Origin of the sequence: Runella sp. SP2, from assembly GCF_003711225.1 — a bacterium.
Classification (GTDB): Bacteria; Bacteroidota; Bacteroidia; order Cytophagales; family Spirosomataceae; genus Runella.
The window spans coordinates 4,304,717-4,326,266 of sequence record NZ_CP031030.1 but is presented as its reverse complement, the minus strand read 5'-3'; the positions used below and the strand labels follow the sequence as shown (position 1 = coordinate 4,326,266).

Here is a 21,550-nt window from a genome sequence, read left to right as displayed (position 1 = left end):
TGTGGCCTACGTATAAGCGTTTGGAAAGTCTGTACGAACCATCGTATTTTTGACCAATTCACCCAAATTAACCTTTATGTCTCCATGGTATAAGCTCCAAAACGAGGAGCAAGCAGATTCGCCATCGTTGCTGATTTATAAAGAGCGAGTGGCAAGCAACATTCAAAAGATGATTGACATTGCGGGCAATGCCGAACGTTTGTATCCGCACGTTAAAACCAATAAAATGCCTGAGGTGGTTAAAATGATGCTCGCCGCTGGTATCTCAAAATTTAAGTGCGCGACCATTGCCGAAGCCGAAATGGCCGCAGTGGCAGGAGCAAAATACGTGGTGATTGCGCACCAATTGATGGGGCCGAAAGTCAAGCGTTTACTAGCGTTTCGTCAACAATATCCCGACGTTTTTGTAGGTTCTTTGATTGATAGTGCGTCGGTGGCAAAAGAACATAATGACGTTTTTGGCGCAAGTGGCTTGGTGAGTGATGTGTTTTTGGACGTCAACAGCGGGATGGATCGCTCGGGACACGCCCTTGATGGTGATATTCTTGGCCTTTATCAATTGTTGCATCAACTCCCCAACATCAACTGCCACGGCTTGCACGTATATGATGGGCACTTGCGGACGCCCGATTTTGAGTCGCGCCGCCACGAAGTAGAAGACGGATTTGTGGATGTTCAACATTTCCTAGAAGCCATCGCAGAAGCAGGATTGCCGCGCCCCATCATTGTAGCGGGCGGAACGCCTACGTTTACCGTTCACGCACTTCATGTCGAAACGTATTGCAGCCCAGGTACTTGTGTGCTGTGGGACTGGGGCTACGGCGATAAACTTCCCGAACAACCGTTTGAATACGCAGCACTGGTACTTACCCGCGTGATTTCGAAACCGAAAGTAGGTTTTATTACCGTGGACATGGGGCACAAAGCCGTCGCGGCCGAAAACCCGATTGACAAACGGATTCGCTTTTTGAATCTTGACAATTACGAACTCGTGGGGCAAAGCGAAGAACACGGCGTTATCCGCGTAGAAAATTGGGAAAATATAAATGTTGGCGATGTATTGTACGGCGTGCCATTTCACGTTTGTCCTACCGTCAACCTCTATGACGAAGCTTACGTTGTAGAAAATCAGTCGGTAGTGGATACATGGCAGGTATTGGGGCGCAAACGTAGGATTACAGTGTAGTTTCACCTTCCCGAAAGTTCCAAAACTTTCGGGAAGGTGGTTCAGGTGGTTTCCCAAAACCGAATGAATTGAACGCAAGGTTTTGAGAAACCTTCGATGTCAGATTTGAGAATCTGACAGCACAATTAGTGTGCAAGCGGTTTCTCAAAACCGCTATTATCAGATTTGAGAATCTACTAACACTTAAAGGACTTCTTCTGCATTGGCGGAGAAGTTCTTTTTTTAGAAAAATAATTTATTTTCTAAAAATAATTGTAATTTATATAAGTACTTATATAAATTTGTGCCATGAATTTTTATCAAAAACTGGGCGGGTTGATTTTGGGAAGTCGCCTGCGCCGACTCAGTGAATATTTTTTGTCGGAAGTAAACAAGGTCTATGCCGAAAAGGGCATTCCTTTTGATGCCTCGTGGTTCTCGATGTTCTATTTGATTTCAAAAAACGAACACATTTCGCTCATCGACATTGCCGAAACCCTCGAAGTGTCGCACTCAGCCATAAGCCAATTGGCGAAAAGCTTGGAACAGAAAGGGTTGCTTGAAAGCTATCCCTCCGAACACGACGGCCGTAAGCGCTTGATTCGTTTTACTGAGCAGGGGCGTCAACTGCAACAAGCTGTAGAACCCGTGTGGGCGGAGCTTGACGAAGCGATGCAGGAGCTGATGCAAGAAAACGAAGCGAATGCTGCCCTGCTGTCGTCGCTGTTGAGTGTCGAACAAAGTTTTGCCCAAAAATCGCTAAGCCAACGACTGTTGAAGCAGCCCCCTCTAAATCTCCCCCGATAGGGGAAACTTTATTTTGCTGATAATTAAAGTGTTAATGCTTGAAAACTTTTGCTCGACGATTAAACCAGTACTTAAACGTTATTCTATGTTTTTCTACGGTAAAGATACCCTGACGGTAGGGAAAACCCTGCAACTCGTCGAAGGCAAACTCCAAGGAGTGCTTTGCGAAGAGGTCGTCCAAAAAATAGAAGAAAGCCATCAGTTTGTGAAAAACATCGTGGCGCAGCACGAAACCGTTTACGGCATCAATACGGGCTTTGGGCCGCTGTGCGATACGCCTATTTCGGAAGAACAAACCAAGACGCTTCAGTACAATTTGCTTATCAGCCACAGCGTGGGAGTGGGCAACCCGATTTTGCCCGAAATCGCCAAAACCATGCTCATTTGCAAGGTTCATGCCTTAGCGCAGGGGTATTCGGGGATCAGCCTCCATACCCTTCGGCGTATCCTTTGGCACATCGAGAATGATATTATCCCCGTCGTTCCTGAAAAGGGTTCGGTGGGAGCCTCGGGCGATTTGGCACCTTTGGCGCACCTTTTTTTGCCGCTGATTGGCTTGGGATACGTGTATTGGAACGCGCAAAAAGTGCCCACGGCGCACGCCTTGGCGCATTTTGAGTTGGCTCCGATTGAGCTAGGGCCCAAGGAAGGATTGGCGCTCATTAATGGCACGCAGTTTATTTTGGCCCATGCGGTGCGTGGGGTGGCTCGCCTGCACCACTGCCTCGAAATGGCCGACCTCATCGGGGCGTTTTCGTTGGAAGCGCTGATGGGTTCGGTAAAGCCGTTTGATGCCCGTTTGCACCAAATTCGACCGTTTCGGGGGAGTATGCTGGTGGCGCAGCGCTTACGGCGACTGATAGACGGCTCGGAGGTATTGGCCTCGCATACCGACTGCGGTCGAGTACAAGACCCCTATTCGTTGCGTTGTATGCCGCAGGTACACGGGGCGTCTCGCAATGCGTGGCTGCATCTGAAAGAATTGACTGAAATTGAACTTAATGCCGTAACTGACAACCCCGTGGTGCTGGGCGACCACGATACCATCAGCGGGGGAAATTTTCACGGGCAACCTTTGGCCTTACCACTCGACTACGCCACTTTGGCCGCTGCCGAAGTGGGCAACATCTCCGACCGCCGTTGTTATTTGATGCTCGAAGGGCGTTTTGGCTTGCCTAAACTACTGTTGAAAGAAACGGGTCTGAACTCTGGTTTTATGATTCCGCAGTACACAACGGCGGCGTTGGTTTCTGAGAATAAATCCCTCTGTTTCCCTGCTTCTGCCGATAGCATTCCTACCTCGCTGGGACAGGAAGATCACGTTTCGATGGGTTCTATCAGTGGTCGAAAATTAAACCAAGTGATTGATAATCTGGAGTATATTTTGGCCATTGAGCTGCTCTATGCTTCCCAAGCGCTGGAGTTTCGCCGACCGCTGCAATCGAGTGCGGTGATGGAAAAACTCCTGGGCGAAATCCGAAAACACGTGCCGTTTGCGACCGAAGACAAAATCTTCTCTGACGATATTGCTACCCTTCATCAACTGCTACAAACCGACATTCTTCCGAATCTCGTGAGTGAAACCTGTAACCTCAATGAGCACTATGACGACTTCCGAATTTATTAAAACCTACGCCAATCACCCGCACTACAAAGCGCCGAGAGGAACGCAACTGCACGCCAAGTCGTGGCAAACGGAAGCGCCGTTGCGGATGTTATTGAACAACCTCGACGCCGAAGTGGCCGAAAATCCCGATGAATTGGTGGTGTACGGCGGCATCGGACAAGCAGCTCGCAGCCGTGAGTCGCTGCAAAAAATCATCGAAATTTTGCTGGAATTGGACGAAGAACATTCGTTGTTGGTGCAGTCGGGAAAGCCCGTGGGCATCGTGCGTACGCATCCGCAAGCACCCCGAGTGCTCATCGCCAACAGTAATTTGGTGCCTGCGTGGTCCACGTGGGAGCATTTTAATGAGTTGAGAGCCAAAGGGTTGATGATGTACGGGCAAATGACGGCAGGGAGCTGGATTTACATTGGTACCCAAGGCATTTTGCAAGGAACGTACGAAACCTTTGTAGAATGTGGTCGTCAACATTTTGGAGGAGACCTGCGGGGTAAATTGCTGGTAACGGGCGGTTTGGGCGGCATGGGTGGCGCACAGCCGTTGGCCGCAACGCTGGCGGGGGCTACGTTTTTGGGCGTGGACATTGACCCCACCCGCATTCAGAAACGCCTCGAAACGCGTTACATCGACCGCATGACGCACAGCTACGACGAGGCCGTCGGCTGGGTGCTGGAAGCCAAAGCCAAAGGCGAAAACGTGTCGGTGGGGCTGGTGGGCGACATTGGCGATGTGTTGCAAAAACTGTTAGAAGACAACATTATCCCCGAAATTTTGACCGACCAAACCTCCGCACACGATCCGCTGAATGGGTACGTTCCCCACGGAATGAGTTTGGAAGAAGCTAAACAACTTCGCCAAGAAAACCCTGCGGATTACCAAATGTGCTCCAAAAAAAGCATGGCTCGTCACGTGGGCTTGATGCTCGAAATGCAAAAAAGAGGTTCGATTGTGTTTGACTACGGCAACAACCTGCGGGAGTTTGCCCGTCAGGGAGGTGAACCCAATGCGTTTAGCTTTCCTGGGTTTACGCCTGCGTACATACGGCAGTTGTTTTGCGAAGGCAAAGGGCCTTTTCGATGGGTGGCGCTTTCGGGTAACCCCGACGATATTCGGGTAACGGACGAGGCACTGATGGAGGCTTTCCCCGAAAACAACGCCTTGATTCGATGGCTCACCGAGGCCCAAACCAAGATTGCGTTTCAGGGCTTGCCCGCCCGTATTTGTTGGCTGGGCATGGGCGAACGGGAAAAAGCGGGTTTGATTTTCAATGAGTTGGTAAAAACGGGCAAGGTAAAAGCCCCAATTGTGATTGGACGTGACCACCTCGACTGCGGCTCGGTGGCATCGCCCAACCGTGAGACGGAGTCGATGCTTGATGGCTCCGATGCCGTTTCGGACTGGACGCTACTCAATCTCATGTCCAATACCTCAGGCGGGGCAACGTGGGTGTCGTTTCACCACGGTGGGGGCGTGGGCATGGGCTACTCCCAACACGCTGGTATGGTGGTGTTGGCCGACGGAACCGACCGTGCCGAAGCCTGTCTCCGACGGGTGTTGTACAACGACCCTGCCATGGGTGTGTTTAGGCACCACGATGCGGGCTACGAAAAAGCGAGCCACTGGGCCGATAAATTTGGGTTGAGCGGCCCCCTAACCCCCAATGGGGGAATAATATAAAAATTCACCTTTTTTTGTAACACTTTAATAATCAAAAACATAAAGCTTCTTCCGTTGGGTCGAGACGGTACAGAGCCGCCTGTGCAGTACCGTGAGATTTAGAGGAGACTGTTTGATATGAAATTACTTGGGCCATTTACGCAGATAGTGACCTTGCGGGGTTTGCCCGAGAAGGGCGTCCTTAAAGACGAAGCACTGGAGGTTATCAAAGACGGCGGGGTGCTACTCCATAACGGACGGATTCAGGCCGTGGGTGGGTTTGAGTCGTTGGTAAAAATGTACCCAGAGGCGACGGTGGAGGAAATCACCCAACCGACGGTGCTGCTGCCAAGTTTTGTGGATTGCCACACGCATACCTGTTTTGCGGGAAGCCGTGCTAACGATTTTGCGGCCCGCAATGCGGGAAAAACCTACCTCGAAATTGCGGCGGCGGGCGGCGGGATTTGGAGCAGTGTAAGCCAAACTCGAGCCTGCGACGAACAAACCCTTTTTGAGCTAACCCTCGGGCGGGTAGAACGTTTGTTGCAGCAGGGTATCAAGACGCTCGAAATTAAAAGCGGCTATGGCTTAGACCTTGAAAATGAGCTGAAAATGCTGCGAGTCATTGGGCGAGTGCAGCAGTTTTTTCATTCGAAAGCACGTATCGTACCGACTTGTTTGGCGGCGCATATCAAGCCCAAAGACTTTGAGGGTTCGCAGGAGGCGTATTTGGAATGGATAACGGCAGAATTATTGCCCCAAATCCGCACCGAGCAACTGAGCCAACGGGTGGATATTTTCGTGGAGCAATCGGCGTTTGGGCTTGCCGAAAGTAGGCAGTTTTTACAGAAAGCCAAGGCATTGGGCTTTGACCTGACGGTTCATGCCGACCAGTTTACGGCAGGAAGTTCGACGTTGGCCGTGGAGATGGGGGCTTTGTCGGCCGACCACTTGGAAGCGAGCACCGAAAAGGAGATTCATGCCTTGGCGCAGTCGGATACGGTGGCGGTGGTTTTGCCAGGGGCGTCGTTGGGCTTGGGTGAGCCTTTTGCTCCCGCCCGCAAGCTTTTGGATGCGGGGGCTTGCGTGGCCATTGCCTCCGATTTTAACCCAGGTTCTGCCCCGATGGGCGACTTGCTGACCCAAGCGGCTATTTTGGCTACCTATCAAAAACTAAGCACGGCCGAGGTACTGGCAGGGCTGACGTTCAGAGCCGCTAAGGCGTTGAAATTAACGGAAGTGGGGCGAATTGAAACAGGGTACTCGGTTGATTTACAAGGATATGCTTGCGCCGATTGCCGAGAAGTTCTTTACCAACAAGGGAGGTTGAAACCGTACGGGGTGTGGTGATTACCAGATTCTCTTCACTGGTGAAGTAGCTAAGTATGAGTCAAATATCACGTCACTACTGATAAGGTTCATATTTTCAGCAATAGCTTGAGAAACAATCATTCTGTCAAAAGGATCCCGATGATAGAAAGGTAGTTTATTTTGAATTAAAGTATGCGAGAAATTGATTGACAAAATATCCATATTATTTGTGATAATATCTTCTATTACAGTGTTGTACCCTCCCGCTATTTCGAGCTTATGAAGTGATGTTTTTATAGAAATTTCCCACAAACTGGCTATGCTGATGTATATCTCATTGTTTGGGTCTCGTATGAGTTGATGCGCTAATGGGCTGATTTTATTGGAGCCTTCATTGAACCATAAAAAAGTGCAACTATCAATTAGGTATTTCATCGTTACATGTAGTCATTAAAATCATCAAGAGGCGCTGAAAAATCATCGCTCATTTTGTATTTCCCTTTCGATAGGCCAAAAACTCGCTCTTTTTTTTTCGTTTCTACTTTTTGAGAATTTTGATTTTGCTTTAAAAAGGTCACAAAGTGCAAAACCTCCAATTTGAGACTTTCGGGAAGTTGATAGATTTCAGCTAAGATTTTTTTCTCCGTTACCATTTGGGACAGCTGTTTTTTGAATTGTAAAGTAAAAATAACGCATTTTGCCAAAAAAGTACGCAATCATCCAAAATATGCCTCACCCCCCTCAACCCAACCTCTGGCAAGGCCGCAACGACGGCGATGCCCCCGATTTGTGGCGCTGGTACCAAGTGGTGGAATGTACACCGCTGGCCGAACTCACCGCCCGTAAAGCCATTGCCCTACTGGGCTTTGCCTGCGACGAAGGCGTGCGCCGCAATAAAGGCCGCTTAGGCGCCAGTGCTGCACCGAGTGTGCTTCGTTCGGTTTGTGCCAATTTCCCAGCACATTCGCTGACCAAAGGAGCGCTGGTGGACGTGGGCGATTGCGTGTGCGAAGGCACGAAGCTCGAAGAAGCCCAAAGCGAACTGGCCGACACCGTGGAGCAACTCGTCCAACTGGGCTACCGATCGATGGTATTTGGAGGTGGCCACGAAGTCATGTACGGGCATTTTCGAGGCCTTCGGAAGGCGTTTCCCCGCCAAAGAATCGGAATCATCAATTTTGATGCGCATTTCGATATTCGTGAGCCTGACCCTGCGGTGGGGGCAAGTTCAGGGACGGGTTTTTGGCAATTGGCGCAGGAAGAAAGCGATTTTCATTACTTGGCTTTGGGGATTCAGACCAATAGCAATACCCAACGTTTGTTTGCTACCGCCAAACACTACGGCGTAAAGCACCTCTTGGCCGACGATTTTTACCCAGAAAATATCATGCTTATTTTGCACACGATTGCGGTCTTCATGGAACGGGTTGACAAAGTCTATTTGACGATTTGTATGGACGTGTTTGCGGCACCATACGCGCCAGGGGTGAGTGCCTTGGCGTACAATGGCCTGGTGCCCGACCGTACCTTTCGGCAAGCACTGCAAGCCATTCTTTCGTCGCCCAAACTTGTGAGTGCCGACATCGCCGAGCTTAATCCTAGCCTCGACATCGACAACCGCACTGCTCGCTTGGCGGCTAGTTTGGTGTTTGAAATCGTGAATGCTGGGGTGAAGTAATTTTTGTTATAATCAGCCAAATTAGGGTAAAAATGGGTCAACTTGGCTGATTATAAATTTATAATCAGCCAAGTTGTATGAAAAAGAAAAACTCAAAGTGTTGATATACAGATGGTTTTCTGCTAATTGTCTAGAAAACATAGATCACTCTGTGTTTATTCTAATGTGTTCTATGTGTTTTGAAATAAATGCAATAAACTTTACATTCATTTACTCCCTAAAACTCCACTCGGTAGTTCAAGACAGGAATGAGCGGCAGTTGATAGACCGTTCGGATTTCGTTGAGGTTGGAATCAAAATAATAATTGTACACATTTTGGCGGTTGGTGGCATTCTGAAGGTCGAGAGAAAGCGTACTGGTAAAACCGTTTTTGTTGCGCTTCCAACTTACCCGCACGTCCGACCGAAAATACGCATCCAACTTATCTTGGTTGGTTTGGGCATCAATCCATACTGTTTGTCCTTGGCTGCGGGAAGCCGCGAGGTCAATGGGCGTGGTGCGGTAGCCGCCCATGTACGTGGTTTTGAGGCTGATACCCAGTACGTTGTTTTTTCCTTGACCTAGTTGCCATTCTTTGCCCACCAATACATTCACTGCTCCTCCTGCGTCAAAACGCGTGCTACGCCAAATTTCGTCGGAACCTTGGTAGCTTGATTTAAAAACCGAGCCACTGACGAGGTAATAGAAGTTATTGTGTAAAAAACGCTCTAGGGTCAGCTCAATTCCGTAGTTTTCGCCCTTCCCATCGTTGGCCAAAGGTTGATTAATAAAACCATCCAGTGCATTGAGCAGCGAAAAGGCATCGCGTTGGTTAGCACTCACGGGCACACCATAAAGTGACTGGTAATAGGTTTCGGTTTTGAGGCGGGTATGCTCGTTGAGGAGACGGTCGTAAGAGAGAACTAAGTGGTGAGCTTTTGAAAAATCAAGCGATTGGTTGGGGAGAGAGTTAGGCGTATCGCCTGCTGTTTTGGAAAAAAAGTACAAAGCCAACGGATGTGACTGACTATGAAGTCCATAGCCCAGCGCCAATGACTGCCCCGCTGCGAAGTCCCATTTAACCGAGGCCCGAGGCTCGATGCTCTGGCGGTTGTTGAGGAATAAGCGCAAGGTATGTACCCCAAGGTTAGCCGTCATTCGCTCAGATAGCTTGTAGTTGGCTTGGGCAAAGAGCTGTAAAGTGGCGGTTTGGCCGTTGGACGACACATACCGCTCAATTTTTTTAGCTTCGGCATTCCAGCCTTCGCGGAAAAAATCGTACTTCTGATGGCTCCAAATCGCGCCTGTGCGGAGGGCAAGTCGGGCGCTAAATTTGTAATTGAGGGTACTTGCTACTGAGAGTTTGTTGAGTTGATAGTTTTCGTCGTACCGTGGCTCAAGGGCATAGGTATCGGACAACCGTTTTTGTTGAAAACCGTTCTCGTAGGTCGAATACAACACCACCGTTTTTAATAAGGCATTTGGGCTGAAGTTAAGTGAGTGCGTTGCGCCCCAAGCGCCCGTATTTGATTTGAATTGGAAGTCAAACCGTTTGTCTCCGTCGGTTTTCCACAGGGTAGAATCGGCTTTAGCTTCCCCCGTGCTGTTGCTCAATCCACCAAAACCAAAGAGCGTGAATTTGCCCCATTTTTGGGTAGGAAGCGAAATGTTGTACGAAATATCCTGAAAACGCTGGGCAAAATCGCCGACGGGAAGTCCAATTTTGCTCAAAAGTTCGAGGGTTGAATAGCGATAGTTGACCAAATAAGAACCTTTATAGTTGGAAGAAAAAGGCCCTTCGGCAGCCACGTCTAGGCCCAAAAGTCCCGCCTGAACAGTGTATTCGCGCTTTTGGTTGTTGCCTTTGCGGAGTTTAAGGTCAAATACGCCCGAGAGTGCATTTCCGTATTCGGCGGGGAAAGCGCCCGTCATAAAATCAGAGTTGGTCAATACCTGCGCGCTCAAAATCGAAATACCACCACCCGAAGCACCCAAACTCGAAAAGTGGTTGGGGTTGGGAATATCAATGCCCTCCATTCGCCACAGCAGGCCGTTGGGCGAGTTACCCCGAATGACAATATTATTGCCCCCGTCGTCGGCTGACATTACCCCCGCGTAGGCCGTTGCCATGCGCGCAGGGTCGTTGACAGCGGCGGCATAGCGTTGAGTTTCTTCGACCGAAAACGTACGGGCGCTTACCGTGGCCATGTCGTTGAGGGGTTTGTCTTTTTCAACGGTGGGTTTGACCGTGATTTCGGCCAACTGCGTGATGTCTTCTTCGAGGCCGATGGTAAGAACCAACTCTTTACCCGCATTGACCGTGATGTTGCTCATAACCATCTCTTTGTAGCCCATATACGTCACTTTCAACGTTTGACGGCCTATCGGCACATTGGGCAAAACAAAGTCGCCCTCGCTGCTAGTTGTTGTACCTCGGAGTGGTTGGCTACCCACCAGTACAATACTCACTCCTGCAATGGGCATTTGGACGTTTTTATCAACCACAATCCCGCGAATAGTTTGGGTAAGAGTTTGTGAATGAGAGGTTTGTGAGGTGGAAAGCAAGAGGGTGATGACTGCGATGAAAAAATACGAGTAACGCGAAAAAAGGTGATGGAAACGATTGTTTTTTAAACGAAAGTAGCTTTGCATGGCTTTTGAGGATTGTGATTTTTAGACAAAAAGAATCCCGTCACCGAGCAAAAGCGGTGTTGTAAGAGGCAAGTACAATGTACAAGGCTACCCTACTGGGCGACGGGAGAAAGTTTACAGAGGTTTGTTTTCTTGGCTATTTGCTAAGATGACAACTCGCCACGGTAATCCCCCCACGCCAGCAGGTCGAAAGTTTTTAAAAAATGTTTAGACCAAGGCCATAACGGCGTAAATAATCATGGCCAAACACAAAATTACTTTCATTACAATTCCCGATAAAAAGCCCAAAAATGAGCCAAAAGCAGCTTTTAAGGCTTTGTCGAAGGCCATCCCGCCAATAAGTTCGCCTACCAGTGCTCCTAAAAATGCCCCTAAAAATATTCCCAAGGCAGGAATGACAAAAAAGCCAAGCAGTAGCCCTAAGGTCGAGCCCCAAGTGCCGTATTGGCTCCCACCAAATTTTTTGATACCCCAAATGGGTACGTAGTAATCCAATACAGTGATAATGGCCGTCACAAATCCAAACGAGTACAATACCCATGAGCTCATGGTGGCGTAGCTGCAAAAGTAAAGGCACAACAGACCAACAAAACTTAATGGCGGCCCAGGGAGGGGAAGAACGGCGCCTGCAAGCCCAACCAACAACCCAGCAATGGCTAAAATGAGTAAGAGAATGTCCATGAGGTTAACTATTTAAAAACTAACATTCAAATAACAGAAAAAACGCTTAGGCATCGTATCTTTGCCGACTAAATTTTGAGCTGGCGGAAGTTAAATGCTAACGAAAGCGGCTCAGTCACCAAATCTCTCACAACTAAAATGTCAAAAGTCTTAATCATAGGAGCAGGAGGAGTAGGGGGCGTGGTTGCGCACAAATGCGCAATGAATTCGCACGTTTTTACCGAAATCATGCTTGCCAGCCGTACCAAGTCGAAATGCGATAAAATTGCGGCTGACATCAAAGAAATGCACGGGGTAACGATTCAAACGGCCGCAGTGGACGCCGACATCGTGGCGGAACTTGTGGTGCTTATCAAGTCGTTTCAGCCTAAAATGGTGATTAACGTGGCTTTGCCTTACCAAGATCTTACCATCATGGATGCGTGCTTGGAAACGGGAGTTCACTACCTCGATACGGCCAACTACGAACCAAAAGACGTGGCAAAGTTTGAATATAGCTGGCAATGGGCATACCAAGAGCGTTTCAAAGAGGCGGGCTTGATGGCATTGTTGGGCTGTGGATTTGACCCAGGTGTGACGCAGGTGTTTACGTCGTTTGCCAACAAGCACCAGTTTGATGAAATGCACTACCTCGACATTATCGACTGCAACGCTGGAAACCACGGAAAGGCATTTGCAACCAATTTTAACCCCGAAATCAACATTCGTGAGATTACGCAGCCAGGTCGCTACTGGGAAAATGGGGAGTGGGTGGAAATTCCTGCGATGAGCATTCACAAGCCGATTGATTACCCTGGCATTGGCCCCAAAGAAAGCTACGTGTTGTACCACGAAGAGTTGGAGTCGTTGGTGAAAAACTTCCCAACGTTGAAGCGCGCTCGTTTTTGGATGACGTTCGGACAGGCGTATTTGACGCACTTAGAAGTACTCCAAAACGTGGGTATGACGAGCATTGCGCCGATTAAGTTTCAGGGCATGGACATTGTGCCGTTGGAGTTTTTGAAAGCGGTATTGCCTCCGCCAGATTCATTGGGTGAAAACTACACAGGACAAACGTCGATTGGTTGCCAAATCAAAGGTATCAAAGACGGTCAAGATAAAACGTACTACGTGTGGAACAACTGCGACCATGCCGAGTGCTGGAAAGAAGTACGTGCGCAGGCAGTTAGCTACACCACAGGCGTACCAGCGATGATTGGTGCGATGTTGATGTTGACCAACGCCGATTGGATGAAAGCGGGTGTTTGGAACTGTGAAGAGCTAAATCCAGATCCATTTATGGACTTGCTCAATCAGCACGGTTTGCCGTGGCACGAGCAAATCAACCAGCCGTTGCCGCACGAGTATTAGTCGATAAACGTGCCCGTGCTTACTCATAACCACGGTATTTGTAGCCCTTCCAAGGTTTACAACCTTGGAAGGGCTTATTTTTTACTGCAAAGCGGTGGTACTTGCGTTATATACAGGCCATACCCCTGGTCGTGGTACGCTTACTCCCTTGGTTGCTCCTTTGACACCATTATCTGGGCCAAAATAATAGAGCGGATGTCCTCTAAATACCAATTGTTTACGCCCAAAAACGTCGATGACTGAGAAGTCACTGGTCGATAAATTACTGGGCAAATTGGTAGGCATTGCAATTTCCGCAATCGGCCACGTAGCATTGTTGCTAAAGTCCGATTTGGTATAAACGTTGGTGTTCTTTTTGTCAGGAACGTAGCCGTAGAGCGTTTTTCCAGCCGCATCCACCAAATAAATGGTTTTTCCATCGCCAACGGTATAGTCAGAAAGGTAATTCTTACCGTCGTTTCCTACCAATTGCGCATTGGCAAAAAACAAGGAGTACGATGGCTTGGCGACAAACCAAACGTTGTTTAGCTTTTCTCCTGCCACATCCCCCGATTTGGTATCACCCGCATAATAATAAAGCGGCCAGCCCTTGTAAGCGGTTTGTTTGGTACCGTCAGCACGCGTAATAGTCGTAAAATCGGTAGCAGTTAAGCTGGTTCCGAGGGTAGGTGTTTCTTTGTAAAATACGGGCCAGTTGGTCAAGCACGAACCTGAGCACTGCGATTGACCTGTAATATCGGAGGCAAAATAGTAAAGTGTTTTGCCGTTCTCTCCCGTGAGCACTTGTCCCAGTGAGGTTTGCCCCAACGATACATCGAAAGTAGGTGTACTGTCGGTCGTGGTACAACCAGCTACCAATAATAAAACTGCTAACTCGACAGGCATACAGGAGTTTTTAATCGTACGGAATACGGATGACTTGTTCATAGATGTAAGTAATCGTTTAATGGTTTACTTACAATACGGACAAAGAATCAAGCGGGTTGCGTTACCGTTTTAAATTTAATTTGAGGATTATAGTTTTACCCGCAGATTGGCGCTGATTTAGAGCCGCAGAAAGCGCAGATGAATTCCTTCATTGAGCCCTTTTTCTGCGAAATCTGCGAGTTAAATCTGCGAAAGTCTGCGGGTAAATAATGAAATTAGTGGGATATGAGGTTCAAATTATCCTACTACTTCTTTGTACTGCATCCGATAGAGATTTGCATAAAAACCGTCGTGTTCAAGGAGTTCGTCATGCGTGCCTTTTTCTTTGATTTGGCCTTTGTCAAGCACAATGATTTGGTTGGCTTTCTGAATTGTGCTAAGGCGGTGGGCAATCACGATGGCCGTGCGGCCTTTCATGAGCTTCTCAATGGCATTTTGAATCAATTCCTCAGTCTCGGTATCGACCGACGAGGTAGCTTCATCCAACACAATGATTTTGGGGTCGTGTACCAACGCCCGTACAAACGAAATCAACTGCCGCTGCCCCACCGAAAGCGTTGCACCGCGTTCCATGACGTTATAGTCGTAGCCACCAGGAAGTCGCTCAATGAAGTCGTGCGCGCCAACGAGTTGGGCGGCTTCAATGATTTGGGCGCGACTGATGTCGGGGTTACCGAGGGTAATGTTGTTGTGAATGGTATCCGAAAACAAAAATACATCTTGTAGCACTACACCGATATTGTGACGCAATGCCCCCAATTCGTACTGGTGAATCTCTACGCCATCTACCAATATTTCGCCTTTGTTTATATCATAAAAACGGCTCAACAAATTAATTACCGACGATTTGCCTGCTCCCGTTGCCCCTACAAAGGCGACGGTTTGGCCTGCCTGTACGTCGAACGAAATGTCTTTAAGAACGTATTCTTCTTCGTTGTAGGCAAACCACACGTTTTTAAACGATACTTCACCGCGAAGTTGGGTAGGGGCGTATGTACCATTGTTGACTGTATAATCGTCGCTATCAAGCAATTTGAGAATACGGTCGGTACTTACAATTCCCATTTGGAGGGTATTAAAACGGTCGGCGAGCATTCGTATGGGCCTGAAAAACAGGTTGGTAAACATGATAAATGCCGTAACCGTGCCGAAAGTAATGTCATCATGGAGAATTTCGCGCGCACCGTACCACACAATCAAGCCCGTAGCGGCGGCGGCAATCACGTCAGCAACAGGATAATAGACCGAATAGTACCAAATAGAACGAATATGAGCGTCGCGGTGGATGGTATTGATTTTTTGGAATTTATCTAATTCGATTTTTTCCGCGCTGAAAATCTGCACGATGTTCATGCCCGTAATGTGTTCTTGAACAAAGGCATTGAGGTTAGAAACCGCCGTTCGTACCTCGTTGAATGAGTCTTTGATTTTTTCCTTAAAAATGTACGTACTTATCAACATAAACGGTACGGTGGCCAAACTTATCAAGGATAAACGCCAATCGGTATAAAACATGACGCCGATGATCAGTACCAATTGCAAAATATCGCCCGCTACGGCCGCCATGCCGTCGCTGAAAACATCCGAAAGTGTTTCAACGTCCGACACCGTACGTGTCACCAAGCGTCCAATCGGTGTTTGGTCAAAAAACTTGAGCCGAAGGCGAAGAATTTTTTCGTACAACTGCACCCGAATGTCGCGAATGATATTTTGACCCAACCAGCCTGCTAAGTAGGTATGAATGAACTGAATAATGGCTTGAAAAAACAATAAACCTACCATGACAGCCAGCATCATGGCCAGACCGTTGTAGTCGCCCGAGGCAATTTGATTGTCGATGGTATAGCGAAAAAGTAGTGGACTAAGCGGTGAAAGCGCCGCACTCACCAAAATGAGCGTTACGAGGGTATAAAATTGTTTTTGGTAAGGCTTAACAAACGTAAACAGGCGACGCAGGGTAGGCAAGTCAAAAATCTGTCCACTCTTTTTTTCTTCGTTCATAGCTTCGTATGGGAAATGTACATTACTAACCCAATTTACGTGGGTAAGAGTTTCGGGCAGTGGGGTTAATTTTTTATGGATTTAACTTTCGGGCTGTTTTTGCCGACAAAACAGGTTGACTTCGGTATTTACAAGCAAAGGAAAATGAGGGAAAGGAGAGCCAAAAGGAGCTGATACGTAAAAATATTGTTGGAGGGTTTTGGCCAGTACCCGATAGTCAAATCCCATGTGTGCCCAAATATAATTTCCGGCTTTGTTGAGGGTCTTATGGCGGTCGGTGGGAGGCGTACCTAAGGTCGAAAGCAAAACATTTTTAGGCGTAGCATCGTAGGCGCCAAATCGCCTTGTCATACGGAACAGTCCGCGAATGAGGGCTACAAGGTATAATTCATTGGGTACAGCCACGACCAGAATTCCGTTGGGCGACAAAAGTTGCTGTACAGTGCTAAGTTCAACGGCCATGATTTCGTCGGGGAGATGTTCAAACACTTCGAGACAGAAAATGAGGTCGTAATGCTGTGCTAGAATCTCTTCTTTTTCAAATGTAAGCTTATCTTTAGGCGTTAGGTTGACATTCGTTTTGGCTTCTGCTATGTATTTTTCACTGGGGTCGAAACCAACGTAAGTAAAACTAGGAAAGCTTTCTTTTAAATATTTGTATAATTCAGCGTTTCCACACCCAAAATCCAGAATGCGTAAATGGGACTGAGCATCAAAAGTTTGGGTTAACTTTTTGGCAACTTCTTTGAGCCGTTGGCGTTGAAGATACCGTTTGACGGGATTTCGGTCTTTGAAAGTCAGTTCAGAATAGTTCATGTAATGGTAAAGAGGCTTAACAGAGCGACGAAGTTAGGCTAAAAAACAAAAAACCCCGCCAAAGACGGGGTTTTTTAGTGCTATGTATTCCAAAAATCAGATTTCTACGCCTTTAACGGTTTTGATAATACGAGCTGCTACTTTGTATGGATCAGCAGCCGAATTTGGACGACGATCTTCCAAGTATCCTTTCCAACCTTTCTTCACTGCAACGATAGGGATACGGATAGATGCACCGCGGTCAGATACACCGTATGAGAATTGGTCAATTGATTGTGTTTCGTGCTTACCAGTCAAACGGAGGTGATTATCAGCACCATATACTGCGATGTGCTCAGCCACAACTGGAGCAAACGCTTGACAGATTTTATCGAATGTTTCTTTGTTACCCGCTGTTCTCAACACCGTGTTTGAGAAGTTAGCGTGCATACCCGAACCGTTCCAGTCGGTATCGCCGAGTGGCTTACAGTGCCAGTTGATACCTACACCGTATTTTTCACCCATGCGCTCCAACAAATAGCGAGCTACCCAAATTTGATCACCAGCGTCTTTCGCACCTTTAGAGAAAATTTGGAACTCCCACTGACCTGCCGCTACTTCGGCGTTGATACCTTCAACGTTCAAACCAGCTTGGAGGCAATACTCAAGGTGCTCTTCGATGATGTCGCGTCCGTAAGCGTTTTTCGCACCTACTGAGCAATAGTATGGGCCTTGTGGGGCAGGATAACCATTGGCAGGGAAACCAAGTGGTTTGTTAATTTCGATGTTCCACAAGAAGTATTCTTGTTCAAAACCAAACCAAAAATCGTTATCGTCGTCCTCGATAGTAGCGCGACCGTTTGATTCGTGTGGTGTTCCATCAGCGTTCAAAACTTCGCACATTACCAAGTAAGCAGGCGTACCTAATTTAGAACGCTCTGGGTCTGGGCAAATGAAAACAGGCTTCAACAAACAGTCAGACGAACCGCCTGGAGCTTGTTCTGTCGAAGAACCATCGAATGACCACATGTCGCAGTCTTCCAACTTACCCGAGAAATCATTCTCAATCTTAGTTTTACTACGCAAACTTTGAGTGGGCTTGTAGCCGTCTAGCCAGATGTATTCTAATTTAGCCTTTGCCATTGACAATAAAATTTAAGGTGGTTGAATAAATCAGTTTGGTGTTGTTGTACTTTTTACGGATTCAAAAGTAAGGTGTTTTTTAATAAACACCAAATAAAATTTTACATTTTTTAATATTAGCCATCTATTATAAAAGAAAATTGCTAAATTTTATATAAATACATTAAAAAATTGCACAAATCTAAGTTTGTTCAAAAAGTGCCTATATCGTTTAGTGAAAATAGAAATGTGTAAAAAGTAAGAATGAAAAAAAGGGGATACACTGATAATTTTGGTGAAAGTACAAAATCTAGGATAAAAACACACTAGGGCTTTTAAGCCTATTGGAATGCAAGAGAAAACAAAACCCCGTACTTCAGTACTGAAATACGGGGTTGGTGAAAAAATTAGATAAAGAAGATTATTTGGCTTTTCGCTCAATCTCCCGAAGATTCTCCATTTTCTTGAGGCGTAAAAATCCGTTAATGTCTTCGAGGTGTTCTCTGACGCGTTGGTTGCCAAATTCATAGACTTTTTCGGCCAAGCCATCTAAGAAGTCACGGTCGTGCGAAATCAAAATAATGGTACCGTCAAATGCCTTGAGGGCATCTTTCAAAATGTCCTTCGTTTTGAGGTCGAGGTGGTTGGTAGGTTCATCGAGGATGAGGAGGTTGACGGGCTCCAACAACAGTTTAATCATGGCCAAACGCGTACGTTCACCTCCCGAAAGTACACCCACTTTTTTATTGATGCTTTCACCACTAAACATGAACGCGCCCAAAATATCCTTGATTTTGGTACGAATCTCACCCACTGCAATGTTATCAATCGTTTGGAAAACGCTCAATTCAGGATCGAGCAGCGACGCTTGGTTTTGGGCAAAATACCCAATCATGGAATTGTGTCCAACTTTGAGGTCGCCTTGATACTCCAGTTCACCCATAATGGCCTTGACAAGTGTCGATTTTCCTTCTCCGTTTTTACCCACAAACGCTACTTTCTGCCCACGTTCAATGGTGATGCTCACGTTTTTGAACACCAAATGGTCGCCGTAGCTTTTGCTCAAATCTTCCACGATAACGGGGTAGTTGCCCGAACGGGGCGCAGGCGGGAATTTCAAATTGAGGGCAGAGGTATCTACTTCATCCACTTCCACAATCTCCAATTTTTCCAGCATCTTGACCCGCGACTGCACCTGCAACGTTTTGGAATAGGTGCCTTTGAAACGCTCAATAAACTCGGTGGTTTCGGCAATCATTTTTTGCTGGTCGTTGTATTGCTTCTGTTGTTGCTCCAAGCGCTCTTTGCGAAGCTGCAAATAGTGCGAGTAGTTTACCTTATAATCATAAATCCGCCCCATGGTGATTTCGATGGTGCGGTTGGTGATGTTGTCAACAAAGGCACGGTCGTGAGAAATCACAATCACTGATTTGGCGGTATTGACCAAAAACTCTTCCAACCACTGAATCGACTCGATGTCAAGGTGGTTGGTGGGCTCATCCAGCAGAATCAAATCGGGGGTTTTGAGCAAAATTTTGGCTAACTCAATGCGCATCCGCCAGCCACCGCTAAACTCACTAGTTTTACGATTGAAATCAGAGCGCAAAAAGCCCAAACCAAGCAATGTCTTTTCGACCTCGGCGTCGTAGTTGACCTCTTCGGTCGAGTAGTATTTTTCACTCAATTCCGACACGCGCTCAATGATGGCCATGTAGTCGTCGGAGTCGTAGTCGGTACGTGTTTCGAGTTGGTGATTGAGGCCATCAAGCTCGTTTTTCATTTCTTGCGCTTCGGCAAACGCCTTGAGGGCTTCCTCAAACACCGTAGCATCATCGACGGTGAGCAGGTGCTGTGGCAAGTAGGCGATGACGGCGTCGTTGGGTGCCGAGATTTTACCGCGTGTAGGCTTATCGGCCCCCGCAATGATTTTAAGGAGCGTCGATTTTCCTGCTCCATTTTTGCCCATGAGGGCGATTCTGTCTTTTTCGTTGATGTTGAAGGTAATGTCGCTAAACAAGGCCCTTCCCCCAAACTCTACGGTTACGTTATCTACTGAAATCATTCAATTCGTTTTTTGAGCCGCAAAGATAAGGGGAAAAGCCCTGTTTTACGCCCAATTGCACCAATCAAAAGACTTAAAAGTATAAAAGCGAAACTTATCCATTTCAAACGAGTGACAAGGGCAAGGACTTGAAAAGGGTAAGAAATGTCTTGAAGTATTTGTCCTAAAAGTATGTTTTCGACCACATCAGCCAAAAACAAAACAAAAATCACCAATATGCAGCATCTGAGCAGAGTGTTTGTCAAAAGCCATGTTTGCGCCTGCATTTCACGATATACCCAAAGTCCAAGTAAAAATGGATAGCAAATGAGGTACCAATAGTCAAGATGAACGACCTCAAGAAGTTGGCGTTTTTGGATAGAAGTAAGTAGGTCAAACCGCTCCTCTAAACACTCGGCGTTTGGCCAAAAATTACAAGTAGAGTCTATATTTCCTTGAAAAATAGACGCTGTTGTAAGAAATAGGTAAGCCGTTAGACCACCTACAACGATGAAGAGAAGTGAAATTTTCATGGCTATGGTTTTTGGCGATTGATGGAACGATAAACGTGCTTGTAGTCGGAGGGCTGACCGTGAATGCAGTCGAGGTAGGTTTGGGCAATGGTTCTGAATTTGTGAGGTTGAGGGTGAATCTCGTCTGTCCATTCATTTTTTTGCACTAACCCCCGCGAGTCAACGTGAAATAGACGTCCTTTAGCCGTTGGGTGAAGCTCCATGAATTTTTCTTCAAGTTCAATCATCATTTCGTTGAAGAAATACATGCAAGCATAGAGAATATCCAATTGGAGCTTTTCGCCAGATATTTCTTTAAAAATCAACGGTTTTTTCAACCACCAGCCATGCCCAATCCAGCGTAAGACAGGAATGTACCATTTGAGTGGGTTGATTCCCCAACCTTTATTGTCGGAAGGTACCAGAAAATCGTAGCCTTGGGTGATGATTTTTAGGTCGGGGAATTTTTCGTTACCGCCTACCAACAAACTATGAAAGAGCGAATAATACTGTAAACGAAAGAGCATCATCAACGCAAAAAAGTCTTTGGATAAATGGCCAATGGCATCGTTCCACCTCTTTTCGTCTGGTTTTCGGGTATCCAAACTCACTTCTTTGGATAGTAGGTATGGTTTTTCGTGGGCGTTTGCGATTAGATGCTGTGCCCAAGCGCTGTGTGTCAACTCCGAAGTTTCATTGAACCGATGAGATACCATAAGCGCCATTCGACTCATTCCTCCTACGTCATTGCCTCCTCCACTCATCAGGAAAAAGTCGGGTTGATGAACTGACAGCCCATTGACATATTCCCTAGATGCGAGAATATTGACTAGCCAATCGGAGGCCGAAGCAAGGCTGAAAACAGCCGTGTTTTTGTCCATACTAATCCAGTCGAGGATGTCCGTCAGGATGAGTGGATAGTTGAACCAAGAATCACCTTCGGCTACTACTTTTTTGAGCTCATGGCGGGGTGTATGTTGAATCTTCTTGACATACAAGTCTTTACGACGCTCATTTTTGAGGCTATTGAGCCATCGTGTAGCTCCTTCAACCGCCGATCGCTCAAGTAATGTAGCTTCATCCATGTCAAAAACCGATTGAGTGATGGATTTTAGGTCGTCGCTCGTGGCGATTTGCATGAGGTGGTTGAGGTCGTAGTGGGTGATTCGGTTGCTGGTTAGTTTTTTTATCAGACATTCCTTATCCCCTGCGGGACAATCTGAGAGTATGTTCATTGTGTTTAGGGG

General features: G+C 47.1%; 18 protein-coding genes. 7 read left to right on the top strand and 11 right to left on the bottom strand.

Going from position 1 to position 21,550, the window contains the following annotated elements:
- Positions 1-76: 76 nt before the first annotated feature.
- The 5 genes from DTQ70_RS17240 to hutI all read left to right on the top strand — a co-directional run bounded on the left by DTQ70_RS17240 (position 77) and on the right by hutI (position 6,603).
- Entirely contained in the window at positions 77-1,186 is a 1,110-nt protein-coding gene (locus DTQ70_RS17240; RefSeq protein WP_122931958.1) for a D-TA family PLP-dependent enzyme, read from the top strand.
- A 288-nt stretch (positions 1,187-1,474) separates the two neighbouring features.
- On the top strand, positions 1,475-1,972 hold the full coding sequence (locus DTQ70_RS17235) for a MarR family winged helix-turn-helix transcriptional regulator (protein ID WP_122931957.1): 498 nt from the start codon (positions 1,475-1,477) through the stop codon (positions 1,970-1,972).
- An 85-nt stretch (positions 1,973-2,057) separates the two neighbouring features.
- Positions 2,058-3,599 carry a histidine ammonia-lyase gene (hutH, locus tag DTQ70_RS17230; RefSeq protein ID WP_122934455.1) on the top strand — a complete coding sequence of 514 codons (1,542 nt, stop codon included), beginning with the start codon at positions 2,058-2,060 and terminating at the stop codon, positions 3,597-3,599.
- Entirely contained in the window at positions 3,577-5,274 is a 1,698-nt protein-coding gene (hutU, locus tag DTQ70_RS17225; RefSeq protein WP_122934454.1) for a urocanate hydratase, read from the top strand. The genes hutH and hutU overlap by 23 nt, the downstream gene beginning before the upstream one ends.
- A 117-nt stretch (positions 5,275-5,391) precedes the next feature.
- On the top strand, positions 5,392-6,603 hold the full coding sequence (gene hutI, locus DTQ70_RS17220; RefSeq protein WP_122931956.1) for an imidazolonepropionase: 1,212 nt from the start codon (positions 5,392-5,394) through the stop codon (positions 6,601-6,603).
- Here the strand turns inward: hutI and DTQ70_RS17215 are convergent, their stop codons facing one another.
- Positions 6,604-6,999: a type II toxin-antitoxin system VapC family toxin gene (locus tag DTQ70_RS17215; protein ID WP_122931955.1), complete on the bottom strand. Its 396-nt coding sequence runs from the start codon at positions 6,997-6,999 to the stop codon at positions 6,604-6,606.
- A 2-nt stretch (positions 7,000-7,001) separates the two neighbouring features.
- Positions 7,002-7,217: a DUF2281 domain-containing protein gene (locus tag DTQ70_RS17210; RefSeq protein WP_122934453.1), complete on the bottom strand. Its 216-nt coding sequence runs from the start codon at positions 7,215-7,217 to the stop codon at positions 7,002-7,004.
- Between the two features lie 74 nt (positions 7,218-7,291).
- Here DTQ70_RS17210 and hutG point away from each other — a divergent pair, with 74 nt between their 5' ends.
- On the top strand, positions 7,292-8,242 hold the full coding sequence (gene hutG / locus DTQ70_RS17205; RefSeq protein ID WP_122931954.1) for a formimidoylglutamase: 951 nt from the start codon (positions 7,292-7,294) through the stop codon (positions 8,240-8,242).
- Between the two features lie 217 nt (positions 8,243-8,459).
- Here hutG and DTQ70_RS17200 read toward each other — a convergent pair whose 3' ends face one another.
- Together DTQ70_RS17200 and DTQ70_RS17195 are read right to left on the bottom strand one after the other, a co-directional pair.
- Positions 8,460-10,874, bottom strand: a complete 2,415-nt coding sequence (locus DTQ70_RS17200) for a TonB-dependent receptor (RefSeq protein WP_122931953.1) — start codon at positions 10,872-10,874, stop codon at positions 8,460-8,462.
- Positions 10,875-11,081: 207 nt separating this feature from the next.
- Positions 11,082-11,555, bottom strand: coding sequence for a DUF456 domain-containing protein (locus DTQ70_RS17195; protein ID WP_122931952.1), 474 nt, complete (start codon positions 11,553-11,555; stop codon positions 11,082-11,084).
- 138 nt (positions 11,556-11,693) lie between these two features.
- Between DTQ70_RS17195 and DTQ70_RS17190 the strand changes: the two genes are divergently transcribed.
- On the top strand, positions 11,694-12,905 hold the full coding sequence (locus DTQ70_RS17190; protein WP_122934452.1) for a saccharopine dehydrogenase family protein: 1,212 nt from the start codon (positions 11,694-11,696) through the stop codon (positions 12,903-12,905).
- A gap of 81 nt (positions 12,906-12,986) precedes the next feature.
- On the opposite strand, the gene DTQ70_RS17185 is transcribed toward DTQ70_RS17190, so the two are convergent.
- From DTQ70_RS17185 to DTQ70_RS17155, 7 genes are all read right to left on the bottom strand, one after another.
- Positions 12,987-13,832 carry a hypothetical protein gene (locus DTQ70_RS17185; RefSeq protein ID WP_229599959.1) on the bottom strand — a complete coding sequence of 282 codons (846 nt, stop codon included), beginning with the start codon at positions 13,830-13,832 and terminating at the stop codon, positions 12,987-12,989.
- Between the two features lie 237 nt (positions 13,833-14,069).
- On the bottom strand, positions 14,070-15,833 hold the full coding sequence (locus DTQ70_RS17180) for an ABC transporter ATP-binding protein (RefSeq protein ID WP_122931950.1): 1,764 nt from the start codon (positions 15,831-15,833) through the stop codon (positions 14,070-14,072).
- A gap of 81 nt (positions 15,834-15,914) precedes the next feature.
- Positions 15,915-16,649 (bottom strand): bifunctional 2-polyprenyl-6-hydroxyphenol methylase/3-demethylubiquinol 3-O-methyltransferase UbiG, encoded by a 735-nt coding sequence (locus tag DTQ70_RS17175; protein ID WP_122931949.1) that lies wholly within the window; start codon positions 16,647-16,649, stop codon positions 15,915-15,917.
- Positions 16,650-16,745: 96 nt separating this feature from the next.
- Complete coding sequence (locus DTQ70_RS17170) at positions 16,746-17,771, bottom strand: glutamine synthetase beta-grasp domain-containing protein (RefSeq protein ID WP_122931948.1); 1,026 nt, start codon at positions 17,769-17,771, stop codon at positions 16,746-16,748.
- A gap of 400 nt (positions 17,772-18,171) precedes the next feature.
- Positions 18,172-19,812, bottom strand: a complete 1,641-nt coding sequence (gene abc-f, locus DTQ70_RS17165) for a ribosomal protection-like ABC-F family protein (protein WP_122931947.1) — start codon at positions 19,810-19,812, stop codon at positions 18,172-18,174.
- Positions 19,809-20,324, bottom strand: a complete 516-nt coding sequence (locus DTQ70_RS17160) for a hypothetical protein (protein ID WP_122931946.1) — start codon at positions 20,322-20,324, stop codon at positions 19,809-19,811. Before DTQ70_RS17160 ends, abc-f begins: the two co-directional genes overlap by 4 nt.
- 2 nt (positions 20,325-20,326) lie before the next feature.
- Complete coding sequence (locus tag DTQ70_RS17155) at positions 20,327-21,538, bottom strand: hypothetical protein (protein WP_122931945.1); 1,212 nt, start codon at positions 21,536-21,538, stop codon at positions 20,327-20,329.
- Between the last annotated feature and the right edge of the window lie 12 nt (positions 21,539-21,550).

What these genes read in the sequence shown, in the direction of transcription:
- DTQ70_RS17240 (WP_122931958.1), top strand. Translation starts at nt 77, where the DNA reads ATGTCTCCATGGTATAAGCTCCAAAACGAGGAGCAAGCAGATTCGCCA.
- DTQ70_RS17235 (WP_122931957.1), top strand. Translation starts at nt 1,475, where the DNA reads ATGAATTTTTATCAAAAACTGGGCGGGTTGATTTTGGGAAGTCGCCTG.
- hutH (WP_122934455.1), top strand. Translation starts at nt 2,058, where the DNA reads ATGTTTTTCTACGGTAAAGATACCCTGACGGTAGGGAAAACCCTGCAA.
- hutU (WP_122934454.1), top strand. Translation starts at nt 3,577, where the DNA reads ATGACGACTTCCGAATTTATTAAAACCTACGCCAATCACCCGCACTAC.
- hutI (WP_122931956.1), top strand. Translation starts at nt 5,392, where the DNA reads ATGAAATTACTTGGGCCATTTACGCAGATAGTGACCTTGCGGGGTTTG.
- DTQ70_RS17215 (WP_122931955.1), bottom strand. Translation starts at nt 6,999, where the DNA reads ATGAAATACCTAATTGATAGTTGCACTTTTTTATGGTTCAATGAAGGC.
- DTQ70_RS17210 (WP_122934453.1), bottom strand. Translation starts at nt 7,217, where the DNA reads ATGGTAACGGAGAAAAAAATCTTAGCTGAAATCTATCAACTTCCCGAA.
- hutG (WP_122931954.1), top strand. Translation starts at nt 7,292, where the DNA reads ATGCCTCACCCCCCTCAACCCAACCTCTGGCAAGGCCGCAACGACGGC.
- DTQ70_RS17200 (WP_122931953.1), bottom strand. Translation starts at nt 10,874, where the DNA reads ATGCAAAGCTACTTTCGTTTAAAAAACAATCGTTTCCATCACCTTTTT.
- DTQ70_RS17195 (WP_122931952.1), bottom strand. Translation starts at nt 11,555, where the DNA reads ATGGACATTCTCTTACTCATTTTAGCCATTGCTGGGTTGTTGGTTGGG.
- DTQ70_RS17190 (WP_122934452.1), top strand. Translation starts at nt 11,694, where the DNA reads ATGTCAAAAGTCTTAATCATAGGAGCAGGAGGAGTAGGGGGCGTGGTT.
- DTQ70_RS17185 (WP_229599959.1), bottom strand. Translation starts at nt 13,832, where the DNA reads ATGAACAAGTCATCCGTATTCCGTACGATTAAAAACTCCTGTATGCCT.
- DTQ70_RS17180 (WP_122931950.1), bottom strand. Translation starts at nt 15,833, where the DNA reads ATGAACGAAGAAAAAAAGAGTGGACAGATTTTTGACTTGCCTACCCTG.
- DTQ70_RS17175 (WP_122931949.1), bottom strand. Translation starts at nt 16,649, where the DNA reads ATGAACTATTCTGAACTGACTTTCAAAGACCGAAATCCCGTCAAACGG.
- DTQ70_RS17170 (WP_122931948.1), bottom strand. Translation starts at nt 17,771, where the DNA reads ATGGCAAAGGCTAAATTAGAATACATCTGGCTAGACGGCTACAAGCCC.
- abc-f (WP_122931947.1), bottom strand. Translation starts at nt 19,812, where the DNA reads ATGATTTCAGTAGATAACGTAACCGTAGAGTTTGGGGGAAGGGCCTTG.
- DTQ70_RS17160 (WP_122931946.1), bottom strand. Translation starts at nt 20,324, where the DNA reads ATGAAAATTTCACTTCTCTTCATCGTTGTAGGTGGTCTAACGGCTTAC.
- DTQ70_RS17155 (WP_122931945.1), bottom strand. Translation starts at nt 21,538, where the DNA reads ATGAACATACTCTCAGATTGTCCCGCAGGGGATAAGGAATGTCTGATA.